This window comes from Acidobacteriota bacterium, assembly GCA_038040445.1.
GTDB classification, from domain to species: Bacteria; Acidobacteriota; Blastocatellia; order UBA7656; family UBA7656; genus Onstottus_A; species Onstottus_A frigus.
Genome location: JBBPIG010000015.1, coordinates 38,268 through 59,115, shown reverse-complemented (window position 1 = coordinate 59,115; position 20,848 = coordinate 38,268). Strand labels below are relative to the sequence as shown.

At 57.3% G+C, this 20,848-nt stretch carries 21 protein-coding genes; 9 read left to right on the top strand and 12 right to left on the bottom strand.

The window, feature by feature from the left end; translation table 11 throughout:
- Positions 1–131: 131 nt before the first annotated feature.
- The 6 genes from AABO57_16750 (at position 132) to AABO57_16725 (ending at position 6,521) form a co-directional block, all read left to right on the top strand.
- A complete protein-coding gene (locus AABO57_16750; GenBank protein MEK6287392.1) occupies positions 132–1,085 on the top strand; it encodes a DUF1259 domain-containing protein in 954 nt (317 codons plus the stop codon).
- A gap of 99 nt (positions 1,086–1,184) precedes the next feature.
- On the top strand, positions 1,185–1,571 hold the full coding sequence (locus tag AABO57_16745; protein ID MEK6287391.1) for a DUF6364 family protein: 387 nt from the start codon (positions 1,185–1,187) through the stop codon (positions 1,569–1,571).
- Positions 1,568–1,996, top strand: a complete 429-nt coding sequence (locus AABO57_16740; protein ID MEK6287390.1) for an HNH endonuclease signature motif containing protein — start codon at positions 1,568–1,570, stop codon at positions 1,994–1,996. The genes AABO57_16745 and AABO57_16740 overlap by 4 nt, the downstream gene beginning before the upstream one ends.
- Before the next feature lie 593 nt (positions 1,997–2,589).
- On the top strand, positions 2,590–3,630 hold the full coding sequence (locus tag AABO57_16735; GenBank protein MEK6287389.1) for an MBL fold metallo-hydrolase: 1,041 nt from the start codon (positions 2,590–2,592) through the stop codon (positions 3,628–3,630).
- Between the two features lie 164 nt (positions 3,631–3,794).
- Positions 3,795–5,024: an MFS transporter gene (locus AABO57_16730; GenBank protein ID MEK6287388.1), complete on the top strand. Its 1,230-nt coding sequence runs from the start codon at positions 3,795–3,797 to the stop codon at positions 5,022–5,024.
- A 78-nt stretch (positions 5,025–5,102) separates the two neighbouring features.
- Positions 5,103–6,521: a cytochrome P450 gene (locus AABO57_16725; GenBank protein ID MEK6287387.1), complete on the top strand. Its 1,419-nt coding sequence runs from the start codon at positions 5,103–5,105 to the stop codon at positions 6,519–6,521.
- Here AABO57_16725 and AABO57_16720 read toward each other — a convergent pair.
- Positions 6,487–6,870, bottom strand: a complete 384-nt coding sequence (locus AABO57_16720; protein MEK6287386.1) for a type II toxin-antitoxin system VapC family toxin — start codon at positions 6,868–6,870, stop codon at positions 6,487–6,489. The two genes, AABO57_16725 and AABO57_16720, sit on opposite strands and share 35 nt — an antisense overlap.
- Entirely contained in the window at positions 6,863–7,111 is a 249-nt protein-coding gene (locus AABO57_16715; protein ID MEK6287385.1) for an AbrB/MazE/SpoVT family DNA-binding domain-containing protein, read from the bottom strand. Before AABO57_16715 ends, AABO57_16720 begins: the two co-directional genes overlap by 8 nt.
- A 160-nt stretch (positions 7,112–7,271) precedes the next feature.
- Between AABO57_16715 and AABO57_16710 the strand changes: the two genes are divergently transcribed.
- From AABO57_16710 to AABO57_16700, 3 genes are all read left to right on the top strand, one after another.
- The gene (locus AABO57_16710; protein MEK6287384.1) at positions 7,272–7,895 is read left to right on the top strand and encodes a Uma2 family endonuclease; all 624 of its coding nucleotides are present in this window, start codon (positions 7,272–7,274) and stop codon (positions 7,893–7,895) included.
- 78 nt (positions 7,896–7,973) lie between these two features.
- Entirely contained in the window at positions 7,974–8,270 is a 297-nt protein-coding gene (locus AABO57_16705; GenBank protein ID MEK6287383.1) for a hypothetical protein, read from the top strand.
- A 39-nt stretch (positions 8,271–8,309) separates the two neighbouring features.
- The gene (locus AABO57_16700) at positions 8,310–9,002 is read left to right on the top strand and encodes a DUF2238 domain-containing protein (GenBank protein ID MEK6287382.1); all 693 of its coding nucleotides are present in this window, start codon (positions 8,310–8,312) and stop codon (positions 9,000–9,002) included.
- 38 nt (positions 9,003–9,040) lie between these two features.
- Here AABO57_16700 and AABO57_16695 read toward each other — a convergent pair whose 3' ends face one another.
- The 10 genes from AABO57_16695 to AABO57_16650 form a co-directional block, all read right to left on the bottom strand.
- Complete coding sequence (locus AABO57_16695) at positions 9,041–9,730, bottom strand: nucleotidyl transferase AbiEii/AbiGii toxin family protein (protein ID MEK6287381.1); 690 nt, start codon at positions 9,728–9,730, stop codon at positions 9,041–9,043.
- Positions 9,720–10,013, bottom strand: a complete 294-nt coding sequence (locus tag AABO57_16690) for a hypothetical protein (protein ID MEK6287380.1) — start codon at positions 10,011–10,013, stop codon at positions 9,720–9,722. The genes AABO57_16695 and AABO57_16690 overlap by 11 nt, the downstream gene beginning before the upstream one ends.
- 122 nt (positions 10,014–10,135) lie before the next feature.
- Positions 10,136–11,188: a signal recognition particle-docking protein FtsY gene (gene ftsY / locus AABO57_16685; GenBank protein ID MEK6287379.1), complete on the bottom strand. Its 1,053-nt coding sequence runs from the start codon at positions 11,186–11,188 to the stop codon at positions 10,136–10,138.
- A 342-nt stretch (positions 11,189–11,530) separates the two neighbouring features.
- The gene (locus AABO57_16680; protein ID MEK6287378.1) at positions 11,531–12,505 is read right to left on the bottom strand and encodes a DUF58 domain-containing protein; all 975 of its coding nucleotides are present in this window, start codon (positions 12,503–12,505) and stop codon (positions 11,531–11,533) included.
- Positions 12,506–12,698: 193 nt separating this feature from the next.
- Positions 12,699–13,709 (bottom strand): MoxR family ATPase, encoded by a 1,011-nt coding sequence (locus AABO57_16675; GenBank protein MEK6287377.1) that lies wholly within the window; start codon positions 13,707–13,709, stop codon positions 12,699–12,701.
- Positions 13,710–13,868: 159 nt separating this feature from the next.
- Positions 13,869–14,354, bottom strand: coding sequence for a DinB family protein (locus tag AABO57_16670; protein MEK6287376.1), 486 nt, complete (start codon positions 14,352–14,354; stop codon positions 13,869–13,871).
- Positions 14,355–14,475: 121 nt separating this feature from the next.
- Positions 14,476–16,587, bottom strand: coding sequence for a hypothetical protein (locus tag AABO57_16665; protein MEK6287375.1), 2,112 nt, complete (start codon positions 16,585–16,587; stop codon positions 14,476–14,478).
- A complete protein-coding gene (locus tag AABO57_16660; protein ID MEK6287374.1) occupies positions 16,584–17,414 on the bottom strand; it encodes an ABC transporter permease subunit in 831 nt (276 codons plus the stop codon). Before AABO57_16660 ends, AABO57_16665 begins: the two co-directional genes overlap by 4 nt.
- 126 nt (positions 17,415–17,540) lie before the next feature.
- Entirely contained in the window at positions 17,541–18,467 is a 927-nt protein-coding gene (locus tag AABO57_16655; protein ID MEK6287373.1) for an ABC transporter ATP-binding protein, read from the bottom strand.
- Between the two features lie 174 nt (positions 18,468–18,641).
- The gene (locus tag AABO57_16650) at positions 18,642–20,828 is read right to left on the bottom strand and encodes a hypothetical protein (protein MEK6287372.1); all 2,187 of its coding nucleotides are present in this window, start codon (positions 20,826–20,828) and stop codon (positions 18,642–18,644) included.
- Positions 20,829–20,848: the final 20 nt, after the last annotated feature.

Here is a 20,848-nt window from a genome sequence, read left to right as displayed (position 1 = left end):
GGCGTCCACTGTGGCGCGCATAATTTATATCAAAGCCCTCCGGTCTGCAAGGCGAGCACTTCTTCCCGCGATGTTGATGACAGGCATCCAGTCTCAAGCATAGAATAGGAAAAACACAGGGGGGTTTTCCTATGCTCATAAGATCGAAGACAGTCCCGCGACTAATAGCGATCGCGGCTCTATTGCTCATCTTCATTGGGACGGCTGCGACTCGACACAACACAACCGCGGCGGAGGATAAAGCCGGCGGAGCCTCGTCGATCACATCCGATCTCCTCGACACCAAGAAGATCGACGCGATCATCGGGCGATCCGGCGAGATGAAGGATGGCGTCTACAAGATCGGCCTTCCACGCACGGACTTGAAGGTCAAGGCCGATGGCGTCGACATCAAGCCTGGTCTTGCGCTCGGTTCGTGGATAGCATTCACACGCACATCAAGCCACGTGATGGTGATGGGTGATCTGGTCCTGCTCGAAAACGAGCTCAACCCGGTTCTTTCAAAACTCGAAGAGAACGGGATCGAGATTTCGGCTGTTCACAACCACATCCTAAACGAGCAGCCCCGAATTCTGTATATGCACTACATGGGGCACGGGGACGAAGAGAAGCTGGCCCGCGCGGTGAAGGACGCGTTGTCATTGAGCGCGACTCCGATGGGTCCGCTTCCCACGGCTGCCGCACAACCGCCTCCCGCAGGGGATTGGAAGAAGGTTCAAGAGATAATTGGCGTGCAAGGCCGCGAACGCGGCGGCGTGTTACAGATCGGAGTTGCGCGAAAAGAAAAGATCACCATGGCCGACGGCACAGAGGTTCCCGCGTTCATGGGCACGGCTACGGCGATCAATCTTCAGATGAGTCCAAAAGGCGCGGCCACCACGGGCGATTTCGTGATGACCGCCAACGAAGTAAATCCGGTGATACGCGAGCTTCGCAAGGCAGGCATTCAAATCACGGCGCTGCACTCGCACATGCTCGATGAGAACCCGAGACTTTTCTTCATGCACTTCTGGGGCAACGATGATCCGGTGAAGCTCGCTCGAGGATTGAGGGCAGCGCTGGAAAAGACAAACAGCGCGTTGTGAAACCTCGAAGACTGGTAACACTTGGCGACTTGTATTGCAGATGCGGTTTGCGCTTTGGCCATTGAAGTGTCTGTCGTATCTAACTTATAATTCGGAGCGATGAGCACACAGTTAACTCTAGACCTACCGGACGACACCTTTGAGCGCGCCGCAAAGTACGCTGCTTACGCTCATCGCGATGTCTCCGAGATCATCGCGGCTGCGCTGGCCTCCTCTCTTCCCTCCCTGGACGCGATCGATCAGCTTCGTGCTATTTCCAAACTGCCCGACGAACAGATAGTGGCGCTGACCGAGCTGCGGATGGAACGCGAAGCCGACCTGCGGCTTAGCGCATTGCTCGATCGCCAGCAGGCCGGAGAGTTGACCGACCTTGAACGTGCCGAGCTTGCTGCGCTGATGAGAGCCTATGAGATGGGCCTGCTGCGCCAATCTCAGGCTCTGGCCGAAGCGGTGAGACGCGGGCTCAGACCGCCGCTCGTGCCATGACCAGCAGAAGAATCTCTGAGGCGGTGGTAGCCCGCATCCGAGCCACAGCCGAGAACCGTTGCGGATATTGTTTGACTCCTCAGCGTTACGCGATGCAGGTTCTGGAGATAGAGCACATCACTCCAAGAGCAACCGGTGGGACCGAAGACGAAGAGAACCTCTGGCTTGCGTGTCGTCTCTGCAATAACGCAAAGAGTGTGAAGACTCACGGGCACGACCCGGTAACCGGCCGACGAGTTCGACTCTTCAATCCAAGAAGGCAGAAGTGGCGCCGCCACTTCTACTGGAGTGATGACGGGGTGCGGTTGATAGGGCGTACGAGCTGCGGACGGGCAACAGTCGAGGCACTGAACCTTAACAATGAGATCGCTTTGGTCGTTAGACAGAACTGGGTCAGCGCAGGATGGCATCCACCGAGACCTTGAGTTTGAAGGAGACTGAAACCAATCATTTCTTTTGGGGTCCGACTCGCAAGAACGAGCACGCGCGCACAGCAGCTTTTTTAGCGCCCGACTCCCGATCAGTTCATTTCTTAATGCCACCGTCGTAACGCGTGGGGGGCTAATGGCCGAGGAAAAACCTAAAGAGCAGAGGGAGGAAGAGTGGCTAGCAAGCAACATCGTTACGCCCGCCAACAACTCTTGGCTCGCTGCGTTTCTGACAGATTTCGGGCCCGGTTGGGGCTTCGCCGTTCGGGCTGTGGCGACACTGCAATCCGTCGCGTCGCTCGTTCTTATATTCCTCTCAGGCCTCGCCGTGCGGCGACGATTTCAGATCAATTGACGTGACCAAACTGGTAGTGTCCTAATTCTAAACTGGGACACTACCCCCCCAGTCGCGTGGAATTCTGGTAAGGTCAGGCCGCAATTTCCGTAAACCCTCTTCCGCACTATCCGCTGCTTACGATCTTTGTGACTTACCCGATTGGCACCGTCTGTTTTATCATTTGCCTTTCCACCGCTAATCTATCTGAAGTCGCGCACGGGCTTCGGTCTTACGCAACACTGGAGGAGGCACGATGAGAAGAACATCCGTCACGACAACAATCAGGTTGGTCCTAGTTGGCTTCGGAATACTGGGCGCTGGCGGGATGGCTCGGCCGAGCACACCTAGGGCCGAAGATAACTTCGAACTAGTCAAAGTCGCGGAAGGCGTCTTTGCCGGCATCGCAAAACCTGGAGGTCTCGCATCGGGCAATGCCGGGTTTATCGTCGGCGATGGCGGAGTCCTGGTAGTCGATACGTTCTTTACTCCGATCGCCGTCGAAGAACTAATAGGGGCGATCGAAGCCCAAACCAAGCAGCCAATCAAGTACGCGGTCAACACTCACTACCATCTCGATCATACCGGCGGTAATCAGATACTTGCTGCGCGCAACATTCCCATCATCGCGCACGACAACCTTATGCAGTGGCAGACGACAAAGAACCGGCGCTTTCTTCCTCTTCCAGATGAGCTGCAAAAACGAAGAGCGGATGCGGCTAAACAACTCGGTGAGACTCCGGAAGATCAGAAAGACAAACGCGCACAACTTGAGCGGCAATTGCGCCGGCTCGACGCGATGCTTCAGATCAAACTCACCAATCCATCGGTGACATTCAGCGCCGGCGCTATGCATTTGTATCTGGGCACTCGTGAAGTCGTGCTGTTTAGTCTGCCAGGGCACACCGGAGGCGACGTGTTGGTCTTCGTGCCCGATGCTAACGTGATGTTCACCGGGGACATGGGTTGGTCAAAGACGCTTCCAAACCTGGTCGACGCAACAGTGAATGATTGGGTGCCTTCGCTCGACAAGATTCTCAGCAATCACTCGAGTGCGAAGTTCGTGCCCGGGCACGGCGACGTGGCGACAGCAGCCGACATGCGCGACTTCAGAGACTATCTCGATGATCTGCGGAGCCGGGTCAAGAAGGCGATCGCCGACGGCTTGACGATCGAACAGGCGAAGGAACAGTTGAAGCTACCCGACAAATACAAGGCCCTCGCGTTTCAGAATTTCGCTCAGTCCAACGTTGAAGATATGTACAAGGAGCTGAAGGGCACGAAGCAGACCCGGTAACTCCCTGGCGGACTAACTCGCGGCTTTACTGAGGAATCCCTGCGGGACTTGATTCCGATCATTGTTCGACTCGAAGGCTTGAGTTCAGCATCTCTCGCCTCTGAGGCAAACCAAACACAGATTGCCTCGTGGCCTTCGTGTCCTTCGTGGATAATCACTAGTTCATGACTAGCGAAAATCGGCAGTCGCCCGGCCAAGCGAGAACACCCGTGGGCCGGTTGCGCGACGCGCTTGGGTTGGAACGAAACGTCGTGGTGATGTCGCTCGCCGTCTTCCTGCTTGGCGCCGGAGAAGAGCTCTGGAAAAGCTTCCTGCCGAAATACCTCGAAGTCCTCGGCGCAAGCGCCGCCGTCATTGGACTGTTCGGAACGGCGCGCGACTTCCTCGACGCGATCTATCAGTATCCAGGCGGCGCCATTTCTGATCGCATCGGCAGCCGCCGAGCGCTGGTTCTGTTCGCCGGTCTCGCCGCTGCCGGTTACTTGATCTACGCTTTGAGTCCAAGCTGGCCATTTGTTTTTGCCGGACTGGTATTCTCGATGGCGTGGGCGAGCATGGCTTCACCGGCGATGTTCGCAATGATCGCTGAGCGGCTCCCACGCGAGCGCCGGGCGATGGGCTTCACCGTTCAGGCGATCCTCAAGCGCCTGCCGGTGATGCTTTCGCCTGCGATCGGCGGACTCCTGATTGCGAAGCTCGGCCTGTTGCGAGGCATTCGGACCTCGCTGCTGATTACCGCAGCCCTTGCGTTGACTGCGATCTTCGCACAGCGGCGGCTGTACAATGTGAGAGTCGCGGCCGCCGAAGTGAGGTCGATCAATCTTCTCGCGCAATTCCGCGCTCTGCATCACGCGCTAAAGCGTTTACTGATATCGGACATCTTCATACGAACGTGTGAAGGAATGGTCAGCGTGTTCGTCGTCCTTTACGCGACGAACGTGATCGGCGTGACTTCGGTGCAATTCGGGGTGCTTGTCGGAATCCAGATGGCCACATCAATCGCGGCATACCTTCCGGCGGCAAAACTTGCGGACCGCTATGGACGCAAGCCGTTCGTCGTCGCGACGTTCATTTGCTTTTCGATCTTTCCGCTGGCGGTTGCCCTCTCTCAGAGCTTCGCTGCGCTGGTCGCCGCTTTTGTGATCGGAGGGCTTAGAGAGCTTGGCGAGCCCGCGCGCAAAGCAATGATTGTAGATCTTGCCGATCCTACTCGCCGCGGGCGCACGGTCGGGCTCTATTACCTGACGCGCAGCCTCTCGATCACGCCGGCTTCGGTGATAGGCGGCTTCTTATGGAAGATCGATCCGACGATTCCGTTCTTCGTCGCGTGTGCAATCGGCCTCGCCGGAACTCTCATATTCGTGCTCACCGTTGAGCGTCGTTACGCCTCTTGAAGCTCGAATGTATTGGCGAGAAGCTTTAAAAACTGCGCATAATACTCACGCAGGATTCCTGAGCCCTGGGAGTTACAGATGGCAGCCGCTACTCATCCGCCGAGCCCCGCGCGAATACCCTTCATCGGCCACCTCACGATGTTCCGGCGCGACCCGCTGAGATTTCTGCTCGATTCGGCGCGAGAATACGGAGACGTCGTTTATTTGAAGTTCGGACCTCAGAGTGTCTACCTGCTCAACCATCCCGACTACATCAAAGACGTGCTGGTCACCAACAATCGCAACTTTGTCAAAAGCCGCGGCCTCGAGATGGCCAAGAAGTTCCTTGGCGAAAGCTTGCTCACCAGCGGGGGCGAGTTTCACCGTCGCCAGCGAAGGCTCGCGCAACCGGCGTTTCATCACCAGCGCATCAACGGCTACGCCGCGGTGATGACTGACTACGCCGCTCGCACACGGACTCGCTGGAAGTCGGGCGAAGCGCTCGACATCTGGCAAGAGATGATGCGTCTGACTCTGGGGATCGTAGGCAAGACGCTGTTCGACGCGGATGTTGAAGCCGAAGCTCCCGAGATCGGCGCGGCGCTCACCGATGTAATGCAGCTCTTCGAGCGAATAACGAATCCATTCGGAGGGCTGCTCGAGAAGCTGCCGCTGCCCGGCAATTTTCGCTGGCTCAAAGCAAAACAACGGCTAGACTCGACCATCTATCGAATCATCAACGAGCGTCGCGCAGCGGGCGTTGATCGGGGCGATTTGCTCTCGATGCTCTTGCTGGCGCAGGACGAAGAAGGCGATGGCGGCAGCATGACCGACGTGCAGCTTCGCGATGAAGCTATGACGCTTTTTGTAGCCGGGCATGAAACAACCGCCAACGCGCTCACCTGGACGTGGTACTTGCTCTCGCAACATCCTGAAGTCGAAGCAAAACTGCACGAAGAAATAGATACAGTGTTGGCAGGCAAGCTTCCCACCGCGGATGATGTCGCCCGGTTGCGCTACACCGAGATGGTCTTTGCGGAATCAATGCGACTCTATCCGCCGGCGTGGACTCTGGGGCGCCGCGTGCTGAATGACTATGAAGTCGGCGGCTACGTCGTGCCGGCCGGCTCAATTGTCTTGATGAGCCAGTGGGTGATGCATCACGATCCGAGATACTATCCTGAGCCCTTCAGGTTCGACCCCGAGCGTTGGATCCCGGAAGCAAGAGAAGCTCGGCCGAAATTTTCTTACTTCCCATTTGGCGGGGGACCTCGCGTGTGCATAGGCGAGCAGTTCGCCTGGATGGAAGGCGCGCTGCTGATCGCGACCATCGCGCAGCAATGGAAAATGCGACTGGCTCCGGATCAACTAGTGGAGCCGAAGGCGATGATTACTCTGCGGCCGAAGTACGGGATGCGTATGGTGCTTTCGGAGAGGATAGAGCGACTAGATCGTCAGGAGGGCGTTATCTACTCAAGCCGCGTCAACGAATCTGCTTTACCTTTGCGCCGATCTTGAGTTTCGACCAGTTGCGTTCCGAGGTTAGGACGGTCGCCTTATGCGCGATCCCGAGGGCGAGGCAACACCGATCTCCAAGCGACAACCCAAATCTCCTCGTGGCAAGCCGTAGCGACGCCGCCTGAAATGCCAGCTTCGCGTCAAAGCTCACTATCTCGATATTGAGCAAGTCAACCGTATGGCGAGCATCGTCGTCTGGAACGCCCGCATCGATGAGCTTCCCGATCACTTCGCAGTAGTTGACGGCGCTGATCGAGCAATCACCAATAGCCTCCTCGACGACGTCCTTCCCGGCTTCCTCATTGAGAAGCGCAAGTAGCGCTGACGCGTCAAGAACGAAACTACTCACGTTCAGCCTCCGTGCGGCGCTCCCGCCCCAGTTCCTCGACCAAAGAGCGGCCCTTCTTCACATGCTTGCGCACTATTGCCTGAGCTTCCTTAATAGCTTCGCGTCTGGTTCTAATCCGAACCTCACCATCAATCAGGCGCAAGATCACTTCATCGCCTGTCTGCAACCCAAGTTGTCTCCTGAATTCGGCAGGTATGACAATCCGGCCACCTTTTGTGAGGCGTGTACTTAGAGCGCTCATATGACACCTCCAACTCTGCTTACCATATCGGTCGATTTGTACCACGATCAGCGAGACATGGCAATGGGATCTTCGCCTGCCATTTCAAGTTTGGGCGGCAAACGCTTGATTAGGCTTACGCCGCAAGCTATGCTGCGCCTCAGACAGGAGACACAGCGGTATGAACGTCGATTTCGCTTCAGTTGCAACGATTCCGTTGCCCGAAAACACGGAAGCAGTAATCATCCGGCCTGGGTTGCGCCCATTCAGCGATGAGGAGTTCGCCGAGTACTGTGCGCAATACCCTGAACTGCGTATCGAGATGAACAGCGAGGGTGAAATGATGATCATGCTTCCAGTCGTTTCCGAAAGTGGGAAAAGGAACTTCACTCTGACCACTCGTTTTGGGTCCTGGGTCGAAAGGGATAGAACCGGCGTTGGATTCGACTCTTCAACTGGATTCACGTTACCAAACGGCGCGAAGCGCTCACCCGATGTCTCATGGATTCGCAACCAACGGTGGGACGCTCTGTCTGCGGAACAAAGAAACGATTTCGCTCCGATCTGTCCAGACTTCGTCGTGGAGTTGCGCTCCAAGTCGGACCGGCTCAGACATCTCCAAGAGAAGATGGAGGAATACATCGAGAACGGCGCCGAATTGGGCTGGCTGATTGATCCGCGCGAAAGGAAAGTTCACATCTACCGGATGGGCGCAGAAGTTCAAGTACTGGACGGTCCATCGGAGATCTCCGGCGATCCTCTGCTCAAAGGTTTCGTGCTGAGACTAGACGGCATCCTCGACTAGATTCGCTGCGAAGCTTGCACGTGCTATCCAGTTCCTTACACAGTCTTGGCGCCGCTCTTTGTGCAGCGGCGGTGATTCATGGAGCCTACGAAAGCCAAATACGTTTGGGACTACGATATCAGTCAGGAACAATTCGATGACATTCTGGCGGGGCGCTACACGCGCGGCAGTCTGGACCGCGATTGGGCCGCCGTACGGGTCATCGAGTGGGCGCCCTACGAAGAGATGGTCAGGCTGATTGGTTTCCCACAACTCGTCAAGGAGTGGCCGCGCTGGCGCTCGAGGGTGCGGTCTGAACAACAACGCCGCGGCATTGATTTCCTGGTGGAATGGTTGCCTACTCATCACCCGGAGTTGCTGACTGATGCCCAATAACCAGACTGAGCAGCAGTCAGTCACCAATGAGAGTGCTGAATGACTCGATACCTGAAAGTGCTTCTTCTCGTCTTCGTCGCGGTATGGGTTTGGGCCGCGATAAATCCATCCTATCGTCACGACTGGTTGCTCGAGAACTATCTCGTCTTCATCTTCGTTCCGATACTCGTCTTGACCGGCCGGTACTTCAAACTGTCGAAGGTATCGTACACGCTGATCACGCTGTTCATGATCCTGCACGTCATTGGCTCGCACTACACGTACGCCGAGGTTCCGTTCGGCGACGTACTGCAGAACTGGCTGGGCGCGAGCCGAAACATGTACGACAGACTCGTTCACTTTTCGTTTGGGTTCTTGCTGGCATATCCGGTTCGCGAAGTCTTTCTCCGCGTCACACGTGTGAAAGGCTTCTGGGGCTACTACCTGCCTTTCGACGTAACGCTGGCGTTTTCCGCGGTCTACGAAATAATCGAGTGGGTCGCCGCGGCAAACATTGATCCGGCGGCTGGCCTTGCATTCCTCGGATCGCAAGGCGACGTGTGGGACGCGCAAAAGGATATGACCATGGCGGGGATCGGCGCGCTGCTGGCGATGATCATCATCGCGCTGATCAACGTGAGGTATCAGCCCGGGTTCTGGCAGGAGATGAAAGCGAGCTTCAAGATAGACGCGGGCGACGCTCCATTGGGCGAACAAAGACTGAGAGAGATGCGGAGCGGCGGCAATCAATAGAGCCTTGTTGGGTAGTGAAAAGCCGCCGTCGGAATGGCCTATTCAGCATCGGTTCTGTCTGTGGCTAGCAAGATGAGTTGCTCTCCCAAAGACTGCAGCTCCGAGAGGTACTGTTCAGCGTCGGGAGCAGGCTCGATCCACGATACCGCTTCCCAATCCTCAAGGGTCGCGCTGCAAAGTCTTCGCGCCAGGTCAACAGGGTAGATGCCGGAAGACTTGCTCTGCGCGCCGAGTATCGCTTCGTTGATCGACAGGCCCAGAGTCGTGCAGAGTCCCCACACGTCGGCAAGATCGCGGGACTCTTCCCGCCCGATCAGAGCAGTGAGTTTGTTTGCCAGAATTTTCTCGGCGCTGTCCACTCGTCCGAGGACCGGGTGATCGCGCACGTCGCCGACTCGTGAGCCTACGTCGTTTATCATCTCGACTTTGAGCGTGACTTCTCCGCGCGTCAGCACCGCGCGCACGAAGTACTTTTCTCTCAATATCACCTCTGTCTTCCAGTCACCGAGCCGCCAGAACGTATCGACAACGCGGTTGGACCATTCGCCAAAATGAGCATCGAAGTTAACAAACAGGTCCAGATCGTCGGAGAAGCGGTGCTTCAGGTAGCCGCGCGAGAGTGCTGTCCCGCCTGTCAGATAGAAGCCAGTCTTCGCTTCTTTCAGCAGACGAAGAACGTCATCTTGAAAGGGGTATAGAACGCTGAAGTAGAAGGAGCTATCGGCCATCGCTCAGCAGCTCCGGATGGTGCTTTGGCAGCCAGTCGACCAGAAAATCGATCGCACGACGTTGTTGCTCGGACCGAACGCGCGACCGCCAACGCGACCATTCGTTGACAAGCGCGCGGAACCCAATGAGCCGAACCATCTCCTGGTATGGGGCCCACTCGATTACGCGCACTGCCGCCCAGTCTCGATCGAGACGTCCGCGCGTACGCCGGCCCGCCAGGATGTCATCGAACTCATCCTGGCCGAGATCGTAATCCCAGACATATTTGGCTCGATTCTTCACGTCTATCCACCTAGCGGTCACATTATAGCCCAGGGCGAGCCGAACGGAGGTAATATCAACCCGCGGTTGACTGAGAAAAAGAAGCTGCTACGCTACCACCGAGGTCACGTCCCGTACCGCGCTCAAGCAAACAACCCGTTGATGTAAGCCTCAGGCGAGAACTCGATCAGATCGTTCAACTGCTCGCCGACTCCAACATAGCGAATCGGAATCCCAAGCTCCTTCGCTATCGCAATGACGATCCCGCCCTTCGCAGTCCCATCGAGCTTGGTCAACACCAGACCGGTCACCGGAACTGCTTTTGTGAACTGGCGAGCTTGCTCCAAACCGTTCTGCCCGGTGACCGCGTCCATTATCAGCAACACTTCATGAGGCGCGCCCTCGACTTCGCGGCCCGCGATGCGCCGCATCTTCTCGAGCTCCAACATCAGGTTTGTCTTCGTGTGCAGCCGCCCTGCGGTGTCGATGATCAGCACATCAACGTTGCGTGCCTTAGCCGCGTGAATCGCATCGAATAGCACCGCTGAAGGATCGGTTCCCGGTTTCTGCTGAATGAGCGGCACGCCCGACCGCTCGGCCCAGATCGCGAGCTGGTCGTTGGCCGCGGCGCGAAACGTATCGGCCGCGCAGATCAACACCTCGTTGCCTTCGATCCTGATGCGATGCGCCAGCTTGCCGATAGTCGTCGTCTTTCCGACACCATTAACGCCGACGATCATCATGATGTAAGGCTTGATATCGAGCGGCACTTCGGTCTCGGACGCAACGGTGCCACGCTGGCGATTCCGTTCCGCCGTATCGAGGATGTCCCTCAACTCCGATTTGATGAGCCGCTTCAACTCGTCAACATCATTGAGTTGTTTGCGATTGATTTGCTGGCGGGCCTTTTCGATTATCCCGAGCGAAGTCTGCGCGCCAATGTCGGCGCCGATCAGCACTTCTTCCAGCTCATCCAGCACAGTCGCGTCGATCTCGCGCCGCCCGCCGATCACCGAATCGATTCGATCGGCGAGGTTCTCGCGTGTCGATGCAACTGCTTCTTTGAACTTCTCGATAAACTCAGGCTCAGGACCTTCGTCTCGCCGCGCGGCGATCGCTTCTTCCTCGGCCGTGGCCGCGCGGTTCAGCCCGAGAGATATGAATTCGGGTTCTTTCTTTCGCTTCCAAAACGCCATAGTCAGCTAGTTGCTCCGGTCTCTATTATGAGAATGATCGCGGGATAATCAAAGTCGCGGTAGTTTCGTGGGTAATCGAAAGGACGCTAGAGGGTACCGCGCGGCCGTGTGACTCGCTAACTTTGAACCTGTCTTAAAACAGGTGGGTGACCCAGGCTCCGGCATTTGACATCCCCGATCAATGCGGGGCATCGCGCCTGCCAGTGCTGTCAATGGCCCCCGTTGCGTTAGCATTGGTAAAAAATTAGCAAATCATCACTAACTTTGCAGTGACCCTCAGCCTGCATCGATGTTACTCGACCGTTTTGTTAAGGGTCAAGATAAACTTGCTTACAGCGGTTGTCATTCAGCCATTCTGCCTTCGACCAGCCGCTTCAACAGCAGGTCTTCAAAAGAAACATCGGCAGTAACCATCGTGTAGCCGATGCCCGTTGCGCGGCAAAATGATTCAAGCGAAGTAGTGTAGGCGGAAAGCGTGGATCGATAGGCAGCCAGCAAGCGCTCATTGACGGTGATCTCCCGGCCCTGGCTGCTCTCTGAATCCACAAGCATCAGATCGCCCTTGATGTGTGGCTGCATCTCGTCGGGCGCAAGGACTTGAATCAGGTTCAGGTCGAAGCCTCGTTGGGCCAGCAACTTCATCTCGATTCGAAAATCGCCGGGATCTAGAAAATCAGAAATCACAAAAAGGACGCCGGGGCGACGATTCGATCTCTGATAGCTTCTGACAACGGCGCTCAAATTGGTAACCGCTTCAGCGCTACTCACGACGTCGACGCTAGCTTCGTGTGCGCCCTGTACTCCGTTTTCTGCCGGCTCGGCAGCGCTCGGTTTTGCTTCTGGTCCGGCCGATAGCCCTTCGAGAAACGAGAGCACCGAGTGAAGGTGGCCGCGGCCCCTTAACGCTCGGATGCGTGCTCTCAGCGTGGAATCGAAAGTCGCTACGCCGACGCGATCAAGGCTGCTAACGGCGAGGAACGCCAGCGCCGCCGCTGCCCTTCTCGCGAAGTTGAACTTGGTCATCGGCTGCCCGAAGTGCATCGAGCGGCTCTGGTCGATCAGTATGTCGATCCTCACGTCTTCTTCTTCGACAAACTGACGGAGCATCAGCCGTTCGAGTCGCGCGAAGATGCTCCAGTCGACGTGGCGGAAATCATCGCCGGCTTCGTACTTTCTGAAGTCTCTGAACTCAACGGAGACGCCTCGACGAGTAGACCGGCGTTCGCCGCGCATGGTTCCCGGAAACGCGCGCCGCGCTTGTATGCGCAGGCGTTCGAGCTTTCTCAGAAAGGTGGGATCAAGAAGCCTTGTTGTCATAGGACCATAACGGGTGCCGGCCAGCTTCACTCAGAATTGAGAAATTGAGAATTGCAAATCGCGGATTGCAGATTTCAGATTTGCAGATTTCAGATTTCAAATCTCAGCTTATTTCAGCTTTCAAAATTACACTCAAATCTGAAATCTGAAATCTGAAATCTGCAATTTGCCATCTACCGTCGTCCGCTCCTAACTACTTGGCCTGCTTCTGCGTCGTTGCTACGGAGGCCAGGACGTCTTCAAGAATGGTATCCGTGCTCACACCGTCGGCCTCGCCTTCGAAGTTCAAAATGAGTCGATGCCGCAACGAAGGCTTCGTCACGCCGACGATGTCCGCAGTGCTCACGTTGTAGCGGCCCGCCAACAACGCGCGCGCCTTCGCCGTAAGCACCATCGCTTGCGCGCCGCGCGGGCTCGCTCCATAGCGCACGTATTTGCGCACGGACTCGGGCGCATCGGCGCCTTCCGGATGTGTCTTCAGCAGCAAGTCGGCCGCCAGCTCTTCAACGTGAGGAGCGATGATCACCTGGCGCACGAGCTTCTGCATCTGGGCAAGCTCATCCGGCGTGAGAATGTTTTTCGCGTGGGGCACGTCTTCGGCCGTCGTGCGCCGCAGCACTTCAATCAAGTCCGACCGGGTCGGGTAGTCAATCACCAGCTTGTAGATGAATCGATCGAGCTGCGCCTCGGGCAGCGGATACGTGCCTTCCATCTCGAGCGGGTTCTGGGTGGCCAGCACGAAAAACACCCCGTTGAGCGGATAGGTGTTTCCGCCGACCGTCACCTGTCTTTCTTGCATTGCCTCGAGCAAAGCTGACTGCGTCTTTGGTGTTGCGCGGTTCACTTCATCGGCAAGCAGTAGGTTGGTGAAGACGGGGCCGGGCTGAAAACGAAACATCTTCTCGCCGGTTTCGTCTTCCACAATGATGTTAGTGCCGACAATGTCAGCCGGCATCAGATCAGGTGTGAACTGTACGCGCGCGAAGTCGAGACCCAGCGTCTCGCCGAGCGTTCGCACCAACAAGGTCTTTCCGAGTCCGGGAACGCCTTCCAACAAAACGTGCCCGCCGGCCATCAGCGCAAGCAGGGTGCCTTCGACAATCTCTTGCTGGCCAACTATGACCCGCGCGATCTCGGACCGCAACGCCCCGAACTTGCCGACGTAGTCCTGGACCCTTTCTTTTATCTCACCGAGGGTTTGCATAGGAAGTCAGTGCGCGAAGCGCACGGGAAGAATTGAGAATTGAGAATTGAAAAATGAAAATTGCAAATTGCTAGGACGACGCAGGACGCATCGCGCCGATGAATTTTCAATTTGCAATTTTCATTTTTCAATTCTCAATTTTCAATTTCCCAGCTCCTCTCACCAGGGCATCTGAAGCCTCACGATGTCTTTCATCTGAACGAGGTGGTTGAGGTCGTTGCCTTTGATCTGGCGAACCACCAGTTGCTCGACGGTCATCGGACCATCGGTCTCGTGGGTGCCGCTGCGCGACCAGACGTCGGTCGGAGCACCCTCGAGAGTCCGGATGGTTTCCTGACGCAGGCGTTTGAACTCCTCGAGCGCGGCCTTCGCGTCTTGATTGATGTAGTCGCTCTCGAATGCCAGCCGGTCTTGATCAACGTTGGCGAGCAGCGGGTTGTCCTCGGCGAGGATCCTCCGATAGCGCGCGAGATAAGCCAGCCGCTCCATGTCGCGCAGGTGACACATGATTTCTTTGACCGACCACTTGTTCGGGATGGGCCGCCACCTCAACGTCTCTTCGCCGAGGTCATTCAGCAAGTCCTCGAGCTCGTTTGGAAGCGACTTAAGGTTGTGCAGTAACCGGTCTTTGTCTCTCTGTTCCATCTGCATTCTCCGGGTGATTCAACTGATCTGCTGCACCAGCGCAGTTCAGGCTGCCAGGAAACTGACGGTGTCTAGCCGCTCAAAAAATCACCTGTGATCCTACCGAAGTTGTTGTTGCCTTTCATCTCTTCCCATCCGGGTTGATCGCGTCGAAGTACTTGCGAACCACTGAGCGCAAGTTAGGCGGCACCTGACTGCGCTGAACCGAGCGCTCAGCCTCGCGGCGATACTGCGGATAACCAGCAGAGTACGGAGCGCGCGCAGCGCCGACGCCGGCTTTCGACTGCAGGTATAGGTATACGCCTTCGGAACCCTGCTGATACTTTCCTTGCAGGCTCGATTCTCTTCCTCGCCCCGCGAGACTTCGATCTGCTGCCGTGATTAATTTGCCTGTCGACTTTTTGGCATCGCTCCGATTGTTTGGCGAAGCCTGATCGCGCGCGCCGGACGGTCCATTTCGCGAATCTGATTTGCCGCCGGTCCGTTTCACGTCGGTTCTTTCATTATGCCCGTGCGCCCGCATCTCGCCGTTCAGTTCGGGCACACGCGCGAACTGCGCGGCGAGACCGGCGGCCATTTCCTTTGCCTGCTGATTCTCCATCAACAAGCGAGCCGCCGATTCCAGCTCCTGTTTGAGCTTCTCCTGATTTGCAAGCTGGCTCGCCACCTTCTCCATCTGCTCCGGGTGCATCTGCCGCGCCATCTCTTGAAGCGCCTGCTGCAAATCCTTCGACTGGGCGATCTGTGCCAGGTCGCGGGAAAGAAACTCAGCCGCCCTTCGAAGCTTCTCGATGTCGGCCGGCGTGAGTTCGTTGGCGCGAAGCTGGGCAGCCTTCTTCAATAATTCTTCAGACAGTTTTGGCAACGCCTTTGCGGCTTGCTCAGCCATTGAGTTTGGAACCGACTTGAGCGCGTCAAGTGAATCCCCGGGTTGTTCGCTCCGCTGTTGCTCGCTCTTTTCCTTGTCAATGTTTTGATCGGCGTTTTGATCGGCCACTTTTTCACCATCTGCTTTCTGATCGGCCGGCTTCTGCTGACTCGGCTTCTGATCCACTGAAGCATCGGGTTCGCCCGCCGCTGCCGGCGGGTTCCTGAGATCGGGTTTGGCTGAATAGGTCCCAACCGGCTCGGCCTTCCGATGCTCCCCTGAAACTGGCTCCTGTGGCCGCTCCTGGGGGACTGCTTCCCTGCGCCCTTCGGCCTTTGTTTCCTTGATGTTTGGCTGACCGCCTTTGGCCGGCGCCCGACGCAATGAAGCAATCGGGCTGGATTTCCCGGCCTTTTCCTGAGAGGAATCACCGGCGTTAGGCTTGTCGCCAGGAGCCGTCGCTCGGGTTTCTTTGCCGGGCTCTCGTTTTACATCACCGGTGGTCGGTTCCGCGGTTACGATCGGTTGGCTCTCATCATTCTCTACCTTTCCGCGCTGCGCCGCTGACGGGGTTACAAGCGAGCCACCCAATCGCCGGTCTGCGAGTTTTACTATTTCCTCGGCACGCGTGCTCGCTAGATCGTCGCGGCGCTGCCGGATTCTTTCTTCAAGCGCGCTCAACTTCTTGAGCACGTCCGCGCGAGTGACAGTCGAGCGCCGGAATCCGCGACCAAGCTCGGCCTGTTCGGTTGCCAATCTAGCTGTCTCGGTCTCAGGCGGAACAACTTGCTGGACGTCCGCAGCGGTCCGTTCAAGATGTTCGGCCGCGCTCTCGATATCCGCGCGCTCTGTCGCCAAAGACTGGTTGACTGGCAGCGTTCGCGGGGTAGTCATTAGCGCAGCCCCGAGCGCGATCAGTGACAACAGCGGCAAGGCATGCCAGGAGCGCATTGTGAACGGCACGATCGCTGCCGCGCGCTGATTGCTGACCCGCTCGGCCGTGTCTTCAATCACCGCCCCTTCAAGCGCCCGCCTTGGTCCGCCGCGCTCAATGATCAAGTGCGACGTTGCTACCCTGTCTTCGAGGCCGAGTGCTTCATCGATCAGAAAAGCCGCGTCTCGCCGGCGCGCGCGAGTCAAGAACCGGGGTATCAACGTCGCTGCTGACGAAAGGCCAAGCGCGCCGATGATGACCGTCCAGACCGGCGCCTGAAGCGGTCGCAACCGTACTAACAGCACGAGGCCCGCGGCGACGATCCCTCCAATCGCCACTGACAGCGCGAGCCCGTCTTGAAGCGACAGCAGCCGCCTTCGCCACATTACGCGACGTTCGAGTCGAACGATTTTCGCAACGGCTTCGTTCATAACCAGCTTCTCACGCGCTGCAGCCGCTTCAGACTCAGCAGCAAGCTCAACGCGGTCAACAGCAGATAGAATATCACCTGAGTGATCCACACGGGAACGCTGTGAAGCCAGACGTTCGCGGGGATTGGGATGCCGGGGATTTGCGATGCGATGGCCGCGAACGGGTTCGTTCTCAAAAGCAGGAACACCACGTTCATGAAAGCCGGTGACGGGCTCTGGTTGAAGTTGGTCGCCAGCGCCGAAAAGAACAGCGCCAGCGCAGGCAGCGCCGCGACCAGAAAGATCACCGCGATCAAACTTGTCAGTTGCGCCATCACGCCTCGGCGAATCAGCGTCGACCAGAGAAAACTCATCGAGCAAAACGTCACGCCGGAAACGACCATCACCAGGTAGGCGATCGCTATGTCGCGCAGGGCTACGCCGCCCAGAGAATACGTAAGCGCGATCAAAGGCAGTGACCCGAATAGAGTAAGAAAGAGATAGGACAACGCGGCCCCGACTTTTCCGAACAGAATCGTGGACGGCTTTGCCAGCGAAGTAATCAGCAAGTCGAATGTTTGCTGCTCGCGTTCCGATGAGATCGCGCTCGCCGAAAACGTCGGAGCGATCAGGCAGATCAAAGCCATCTGGACGTAGATCAACACCGGGGTCAGAACCGAACCGGCTTGATTGACTACTGTCGTCGGCGCGTTCTTGTGCATAACAATGTAAATCAAGCTCACGATCAGGCTCAGCGTTACGACGTACCCGGTCAGCACCAAAAACGCGCGAGTGCCGCGCATCCGAGTGCGCATTTCTTTGATCAGGATGGGATTGGATAAATCCATAAAGGAGTTTCTTGAACGTGAAACGTGATGCGTAAGCGTGATGCGTGATGCGTGATGCGTGACCGGAACCGGAACAGCGGCGAAAGTCCCGTCACGCATCACGCATTACGCATCACTCATTACCCATCACGCAACTACGCCTCGAGTTACCTTCAGAAAAATGTCTTCAAGGTCCGCCTCGGTTCGAGTAAAGCCGAGCACATGAACGCCGCGAGTTACCAGGTATTCGAGCAATTCGTCTATGTCGTCCGCCTCTCCCCCGTACTCCACGCGAATCACCCGTCCGTCACAAGTCGTGCGCGTAATGTCAGTGCGCTCGGCGAGCACATCGAGCGCAATCAGCGGGTCGCCTTTCACCGTGATATCCAGAATGACGTTCCCCGCGAGCCTGGCCGTTATCTCATCGATTCGCCCTGAAGCAAGCAACCGGCCGGCTTCGATTATTCCTATTGAGGTGCAGAAGTCGGCAAGCTCGGTGAGGATGTGCGACGAGACCAACACGGTCTTGCCCATCCTGCAAAGCTCGCGTATCAGCTCACGGATTTCGATTCGCGCGTGAGGATCAAGCCCTGACGCAGGCTCATCCAACAGAAGCACCGCCGGATCGTGCAGCAGCGTTTTAGCAAGGCACAGCCGCTGTTTCATTCCGCGCGAAAGGCTCATCACCTGCGAGCCGCGTTTGACTCCGAGATCGGTCAACTCGAGCACGTCCGAAATTGCCCGCTTGCGCCCCGCCGGGTCTAGCTTGTAGAGAGCGGCGAAGTAGTCAAGATACTCCCACACCAGCAGATCGTCATAAACGCCGAAGCTGTCGGGCATGTAGCCGATTATGCGGCGCACGTCATACGGCTGGTTGACGACGTCGAATCCTCCGACACTCAGCTTGCCCTCGGATGGCAGCATGAGACTGGAAAGCATTTTGATGGTGGTGGTTTTTCCCGCCCCGTTTGGACCGATGAATCCAAACACCTCGCCTCGTCCGATCTCGAGGCTGAGGTCGAGCACGGCGGGAAGGGTCTTGTAGTACTTCGACACGTTTTCGAGCTTGATCATGTCTCTGGTTTCTGGTTTCTGGTTCAGAGTTCCGGGTTCAGGGTTCGAGGTTCCGGGGCCTCTGGTTTGGTACTTTCCCAACTGGGTTCGTATTGCAAACCGACAGGCCAGAACAACGAGAAACCAGAAACCCTGAACCCTGAACCCGGAACCCGAAACCACGCCCTTGGCTATTCAAAGATGCACTACGTAAAACGCCTTGCTGCGACGTTTCAGCGAACCTTGAAACCCGATGCCGGTTGCGCCTTTTTCCACGAACCCGATCAGCAGCGGGCGTTCGAGCCGCTTGATCGCGTCCGGCATCAATTGAATCCCGAAGAACCCTTGCGTGAAAGCCCGATCGCCGCCCACTTCGCGATCGAGCAATGCCCCAAGCTCCTGGAAGAGCTGCGCCTCATCGCTCCCCTGCTCGAGTTGGGTCAAATACCAACCATTGAAACTCGAGGGCTGCGGAGCCGACACGGACACCGTTTGCTCGCGACCCGCTGCTACATCGAACAGGTCCGATATGCCTGAAGCACTCAGATAGACAGCCCTGCTAATCTGCGCGTCGCCCAGATTCCTGATCGCGATCGACGCCTCGCTTGTAGAAACGGCCACCATCGGCGGCGCGCCCTCGTTCATCGATCTCACCTGAAGCAGACCCGATGTCCAGGTGGTCATCGGCACCCGCAACGTAAACTCTTTCGGGCCGCGCTCGCATTCGATGCTGCCGATTGCCGACGCGCTCGAGGTTTGATTCCCGCTGTACACGTCGTTGGCATAGGTGTCGCGACCCTCGAACGTGATCTCTTGAATACGCTTGGTCGCCGGCATTACCAGCAAGCCGCTCGTCACCCGCGAGATGCCTTCAGGTTGATGAAGCTCGACGAGTGACGCATCGGCGACGATCGAGGCCGCTCCGCGGCCGATCTGGGCTACCGTCACGCTGACGACTGCAAAAGTGATTACCACCGCGGGGATCGTCAGCCACGCCAGATCAGTCTTGCGCCTCCATCTCAGCACGAGGTAGTTGATCGGCCCGAGCGCCAGAATATATGCCAGCAAAAACAGCAGAACGTATTTCGGTGAGGGCGGCTTGATCTCCGCCAGATGAAAAAGAAAACCTTGCACGCCCCACCTGTTTGACGATGAGTTTCCCCGGCGTCCAAACGTGATCCAGTTTGTGTGCTTCGGCTTGGTCTCAGCCGCGGGCAGAAGCAGATCCGTCCATAAGTCTTTCGCCGCGCTCCACCCTCGGTAAGGATTGAGTTTCGGGTTGATCGCCACGAAGCGCACGATGCCGCTTCCGTATTCCTTCTCTGCAACGATTGGCTTATCAGGGGCGCCGACCAGAACGTGAGCATCGGCCTTCAACCGCGCGAGCATCACCGGCAGGCGATCGGTTGAATCGAAGGATCCGTACACTTCGTTCAACTCTGGAAGCGAAGGGATTGTAGCTGTTGCCTGCGCTTCTACGGGCAGGATCGACTCGAGTCCTATCGCCCGCAAGCCGGCGACGTCGGCGGCGCCGGTGACGACGAGCAGCCCGCCCGAAGCGACCCACAACCTGAGCGCGCGCGCTTGCTCTTCAGACAACTGATTCAACGGCGCATCACCGATCACCACCGCGTCGAGCTGATCATAAGAGATGAACTCGCGCGGGAGGTCTTCAGCGGAGATCACCGTCGGGTGTGCCAAAAACACGGAGCGCCATGGGCCCGACCCGCTGGATCGGGGCCGCCTGTTCTGGGGGCCCTGAGGCCCCTGAGGCCCCTGAGGCCCCTGAGGCCCCTGAGGCCCCTGAGGCAATGATGGCGGGGCCGAAATCGCAGGTTGAGCATTTGGGTCCGGGGGGTCCGGTAGCTGACCCGCGCCCCCGAGAGCCGGGTTCTTGAACGGCACGCGGTTGGGCGTTCGAATCACCTCGGCCGAGGAAATGTTGTTGAGCGCGGTCGAATCCGTATCGACGACGGCGATCTCCAACTGATCGCTCATCCCATAACTCCGCTCGACGGTGATTCGGGTTTCAGCGATGACGCGATCATCTGACTGTATGCGGACGATCGGGCTCTCACCTGAATTGAGAAAGGCCGCGATCTCGTGAAGCTGCCGCGAGCCAGTCGGCAGTTGAATGTCTTTGACGTACTCGCGCACCTGCGGATTCGGATTCGGCGAGGACTCGCAATGAACGACCAGGCGGCCAACGATTGCCGGTCCCTGATTCGAGAGGCTGATCCTGAACGGCACCCAGCTCCCGGTCCAGTTGCTCACTTCCAGCCGCCCGAAACCCGCGCGAACAATCATTTCGAAATTCTCGGTGCGCGCGACGCCTGTTTCAGCGGCGACATCATCCTGAGCGCGGACCTCGTGTGACGCCATACGCGCCGCGGCGATGAAGC

Bases quoted from the DNA above. Each gene is read 5' to 3' on its own strand.
- AABO57_16665 (MEK6287375.1), bottom strand. From the start codon at position 16,587: ATGAACGAAGCCGTTGCGAAAATCGTTCGACTCGAACGTCGCGTAATG.
- AABO57_16650 (MEK6287372.1), bottom strand. From the start codon at position 20,828: ATGGCGTCACACGAGGTCCGCGCTCAGGATGATGTCGCCGCTGAAACA.
- ftsY (MEK6287379.1), bottom strand. From the start codon at position 11,188: ATGGCGTTTTGGAAGCGAAAGAAAGAACCCGAATTCATATCTCTCGGG.
- AABO57_16715 (MEK6287385.1), bottom strand. From the start codon at position 7,111: ATGAGCGCTCTAAGTACACGCCTCACAAAAGGTGGCCGGATTGTCATA.
- AABO57_16745 (MEK6287391.1), top strand. From the start codon at position 1,185: ATGAGCACACAGTTAACTCTAGACCTACCGGACGACACCTTTGAGCGC.
- AABO57_16700 (MEK6287382.1), top strand. From the start codon at position 8,310: ATGACTCGATACCTGAAAGTGCTTCTTCTCGTCTTCGTCGCGGTATGG.
- AABO57_16705 (MEK6287383.1), top strand. From the start codon at position 7,974: ATGGAGCCTACGAAAGCCAAATACGTTTGGGACTACGATATCAGTCAG.
- AABO57_16660 (MEK6287374.1), bottom strand. From the start codon at position 17,414: ATGGATTTATCCAATCCCATCCTGATCAAAGAAATGCGCACTCGGATG.
- AABO57_16695 (MEK6287381.1), bottom strand. From the start codon at position 9,730: ATGGCCGATAGCTCCTTCTACTTCAGCGTTCTATACCCCTTTCAAGAT.
- AABO57_16750 (MEK6287392.1), top strand. From the start codon at position 132: ATGCTCATAAGATCGAAGACAGTCCCGCGACTAATAGCGATCGCGGCT.
- AABO57_16680 (MEK6287378.1), bottom strand. From the start codon at position 12,505: ATGACAACAAGGCTTCTTGATCCCACCTTTCTGAGAAAGCTCGAACGC.
- AABO57_16670 (MEK6287376.1), bottom strand. From the start codon at position 14,354: ATGGAACAGAGAGACAAAGACCGGTTACTGCACAACCTTAAGTCGCTT.
- AABO57_16725 (MEK6287387.1), top strand. From the start codon at position 5,103: ATGGCAGCCGCTACTCATCCGCCGAGCCCCGCGCGAATACCCTTCATC.
- AABO57_16730 (MEK6287388.1), top strand. From the start codon at position 3,795: ATGACTAGCGAAAATCGGCAGTCGCCCGGCCAAGCGAGAACACCCGTG.
- AABO57_16655 (MEK6287373.1), bottom strand. From the start codon at position 18,467: ATGATCAAGCTCGAAAACGTGTCGAAGTACTACAAGACCCTTCCCGCC.
- AABO57_16675 (MEK6287377.1), bottom strand. From the start codon at position 13,709: ATGCAAACCCTCGGTGAGATAAAAGAAAGGGTCCAGGACTACGTCGGC.
- AABO57_16735 (MEK6287389.1), top strand. From the start codon at position 2,590: ATGAGAAGAACATCCGTCACGACAACAATCAGGTTGGTCCTAGTTGGC.
- AABO57_16740 (MEK6287390.1), top strand. From the start codon at position 1,568: ATGACCAGCAGAAGAATCTCTGAGGCGGTGGTAGCCCGCATCCGAGCC.
- AABO57_16710 (MEK6287384.1), top strand. From the start codon at position 7,272: ATGAACGTCGATTTCGCTTCAGTTGCAACGATTCCGTTGCCCGAAAAC.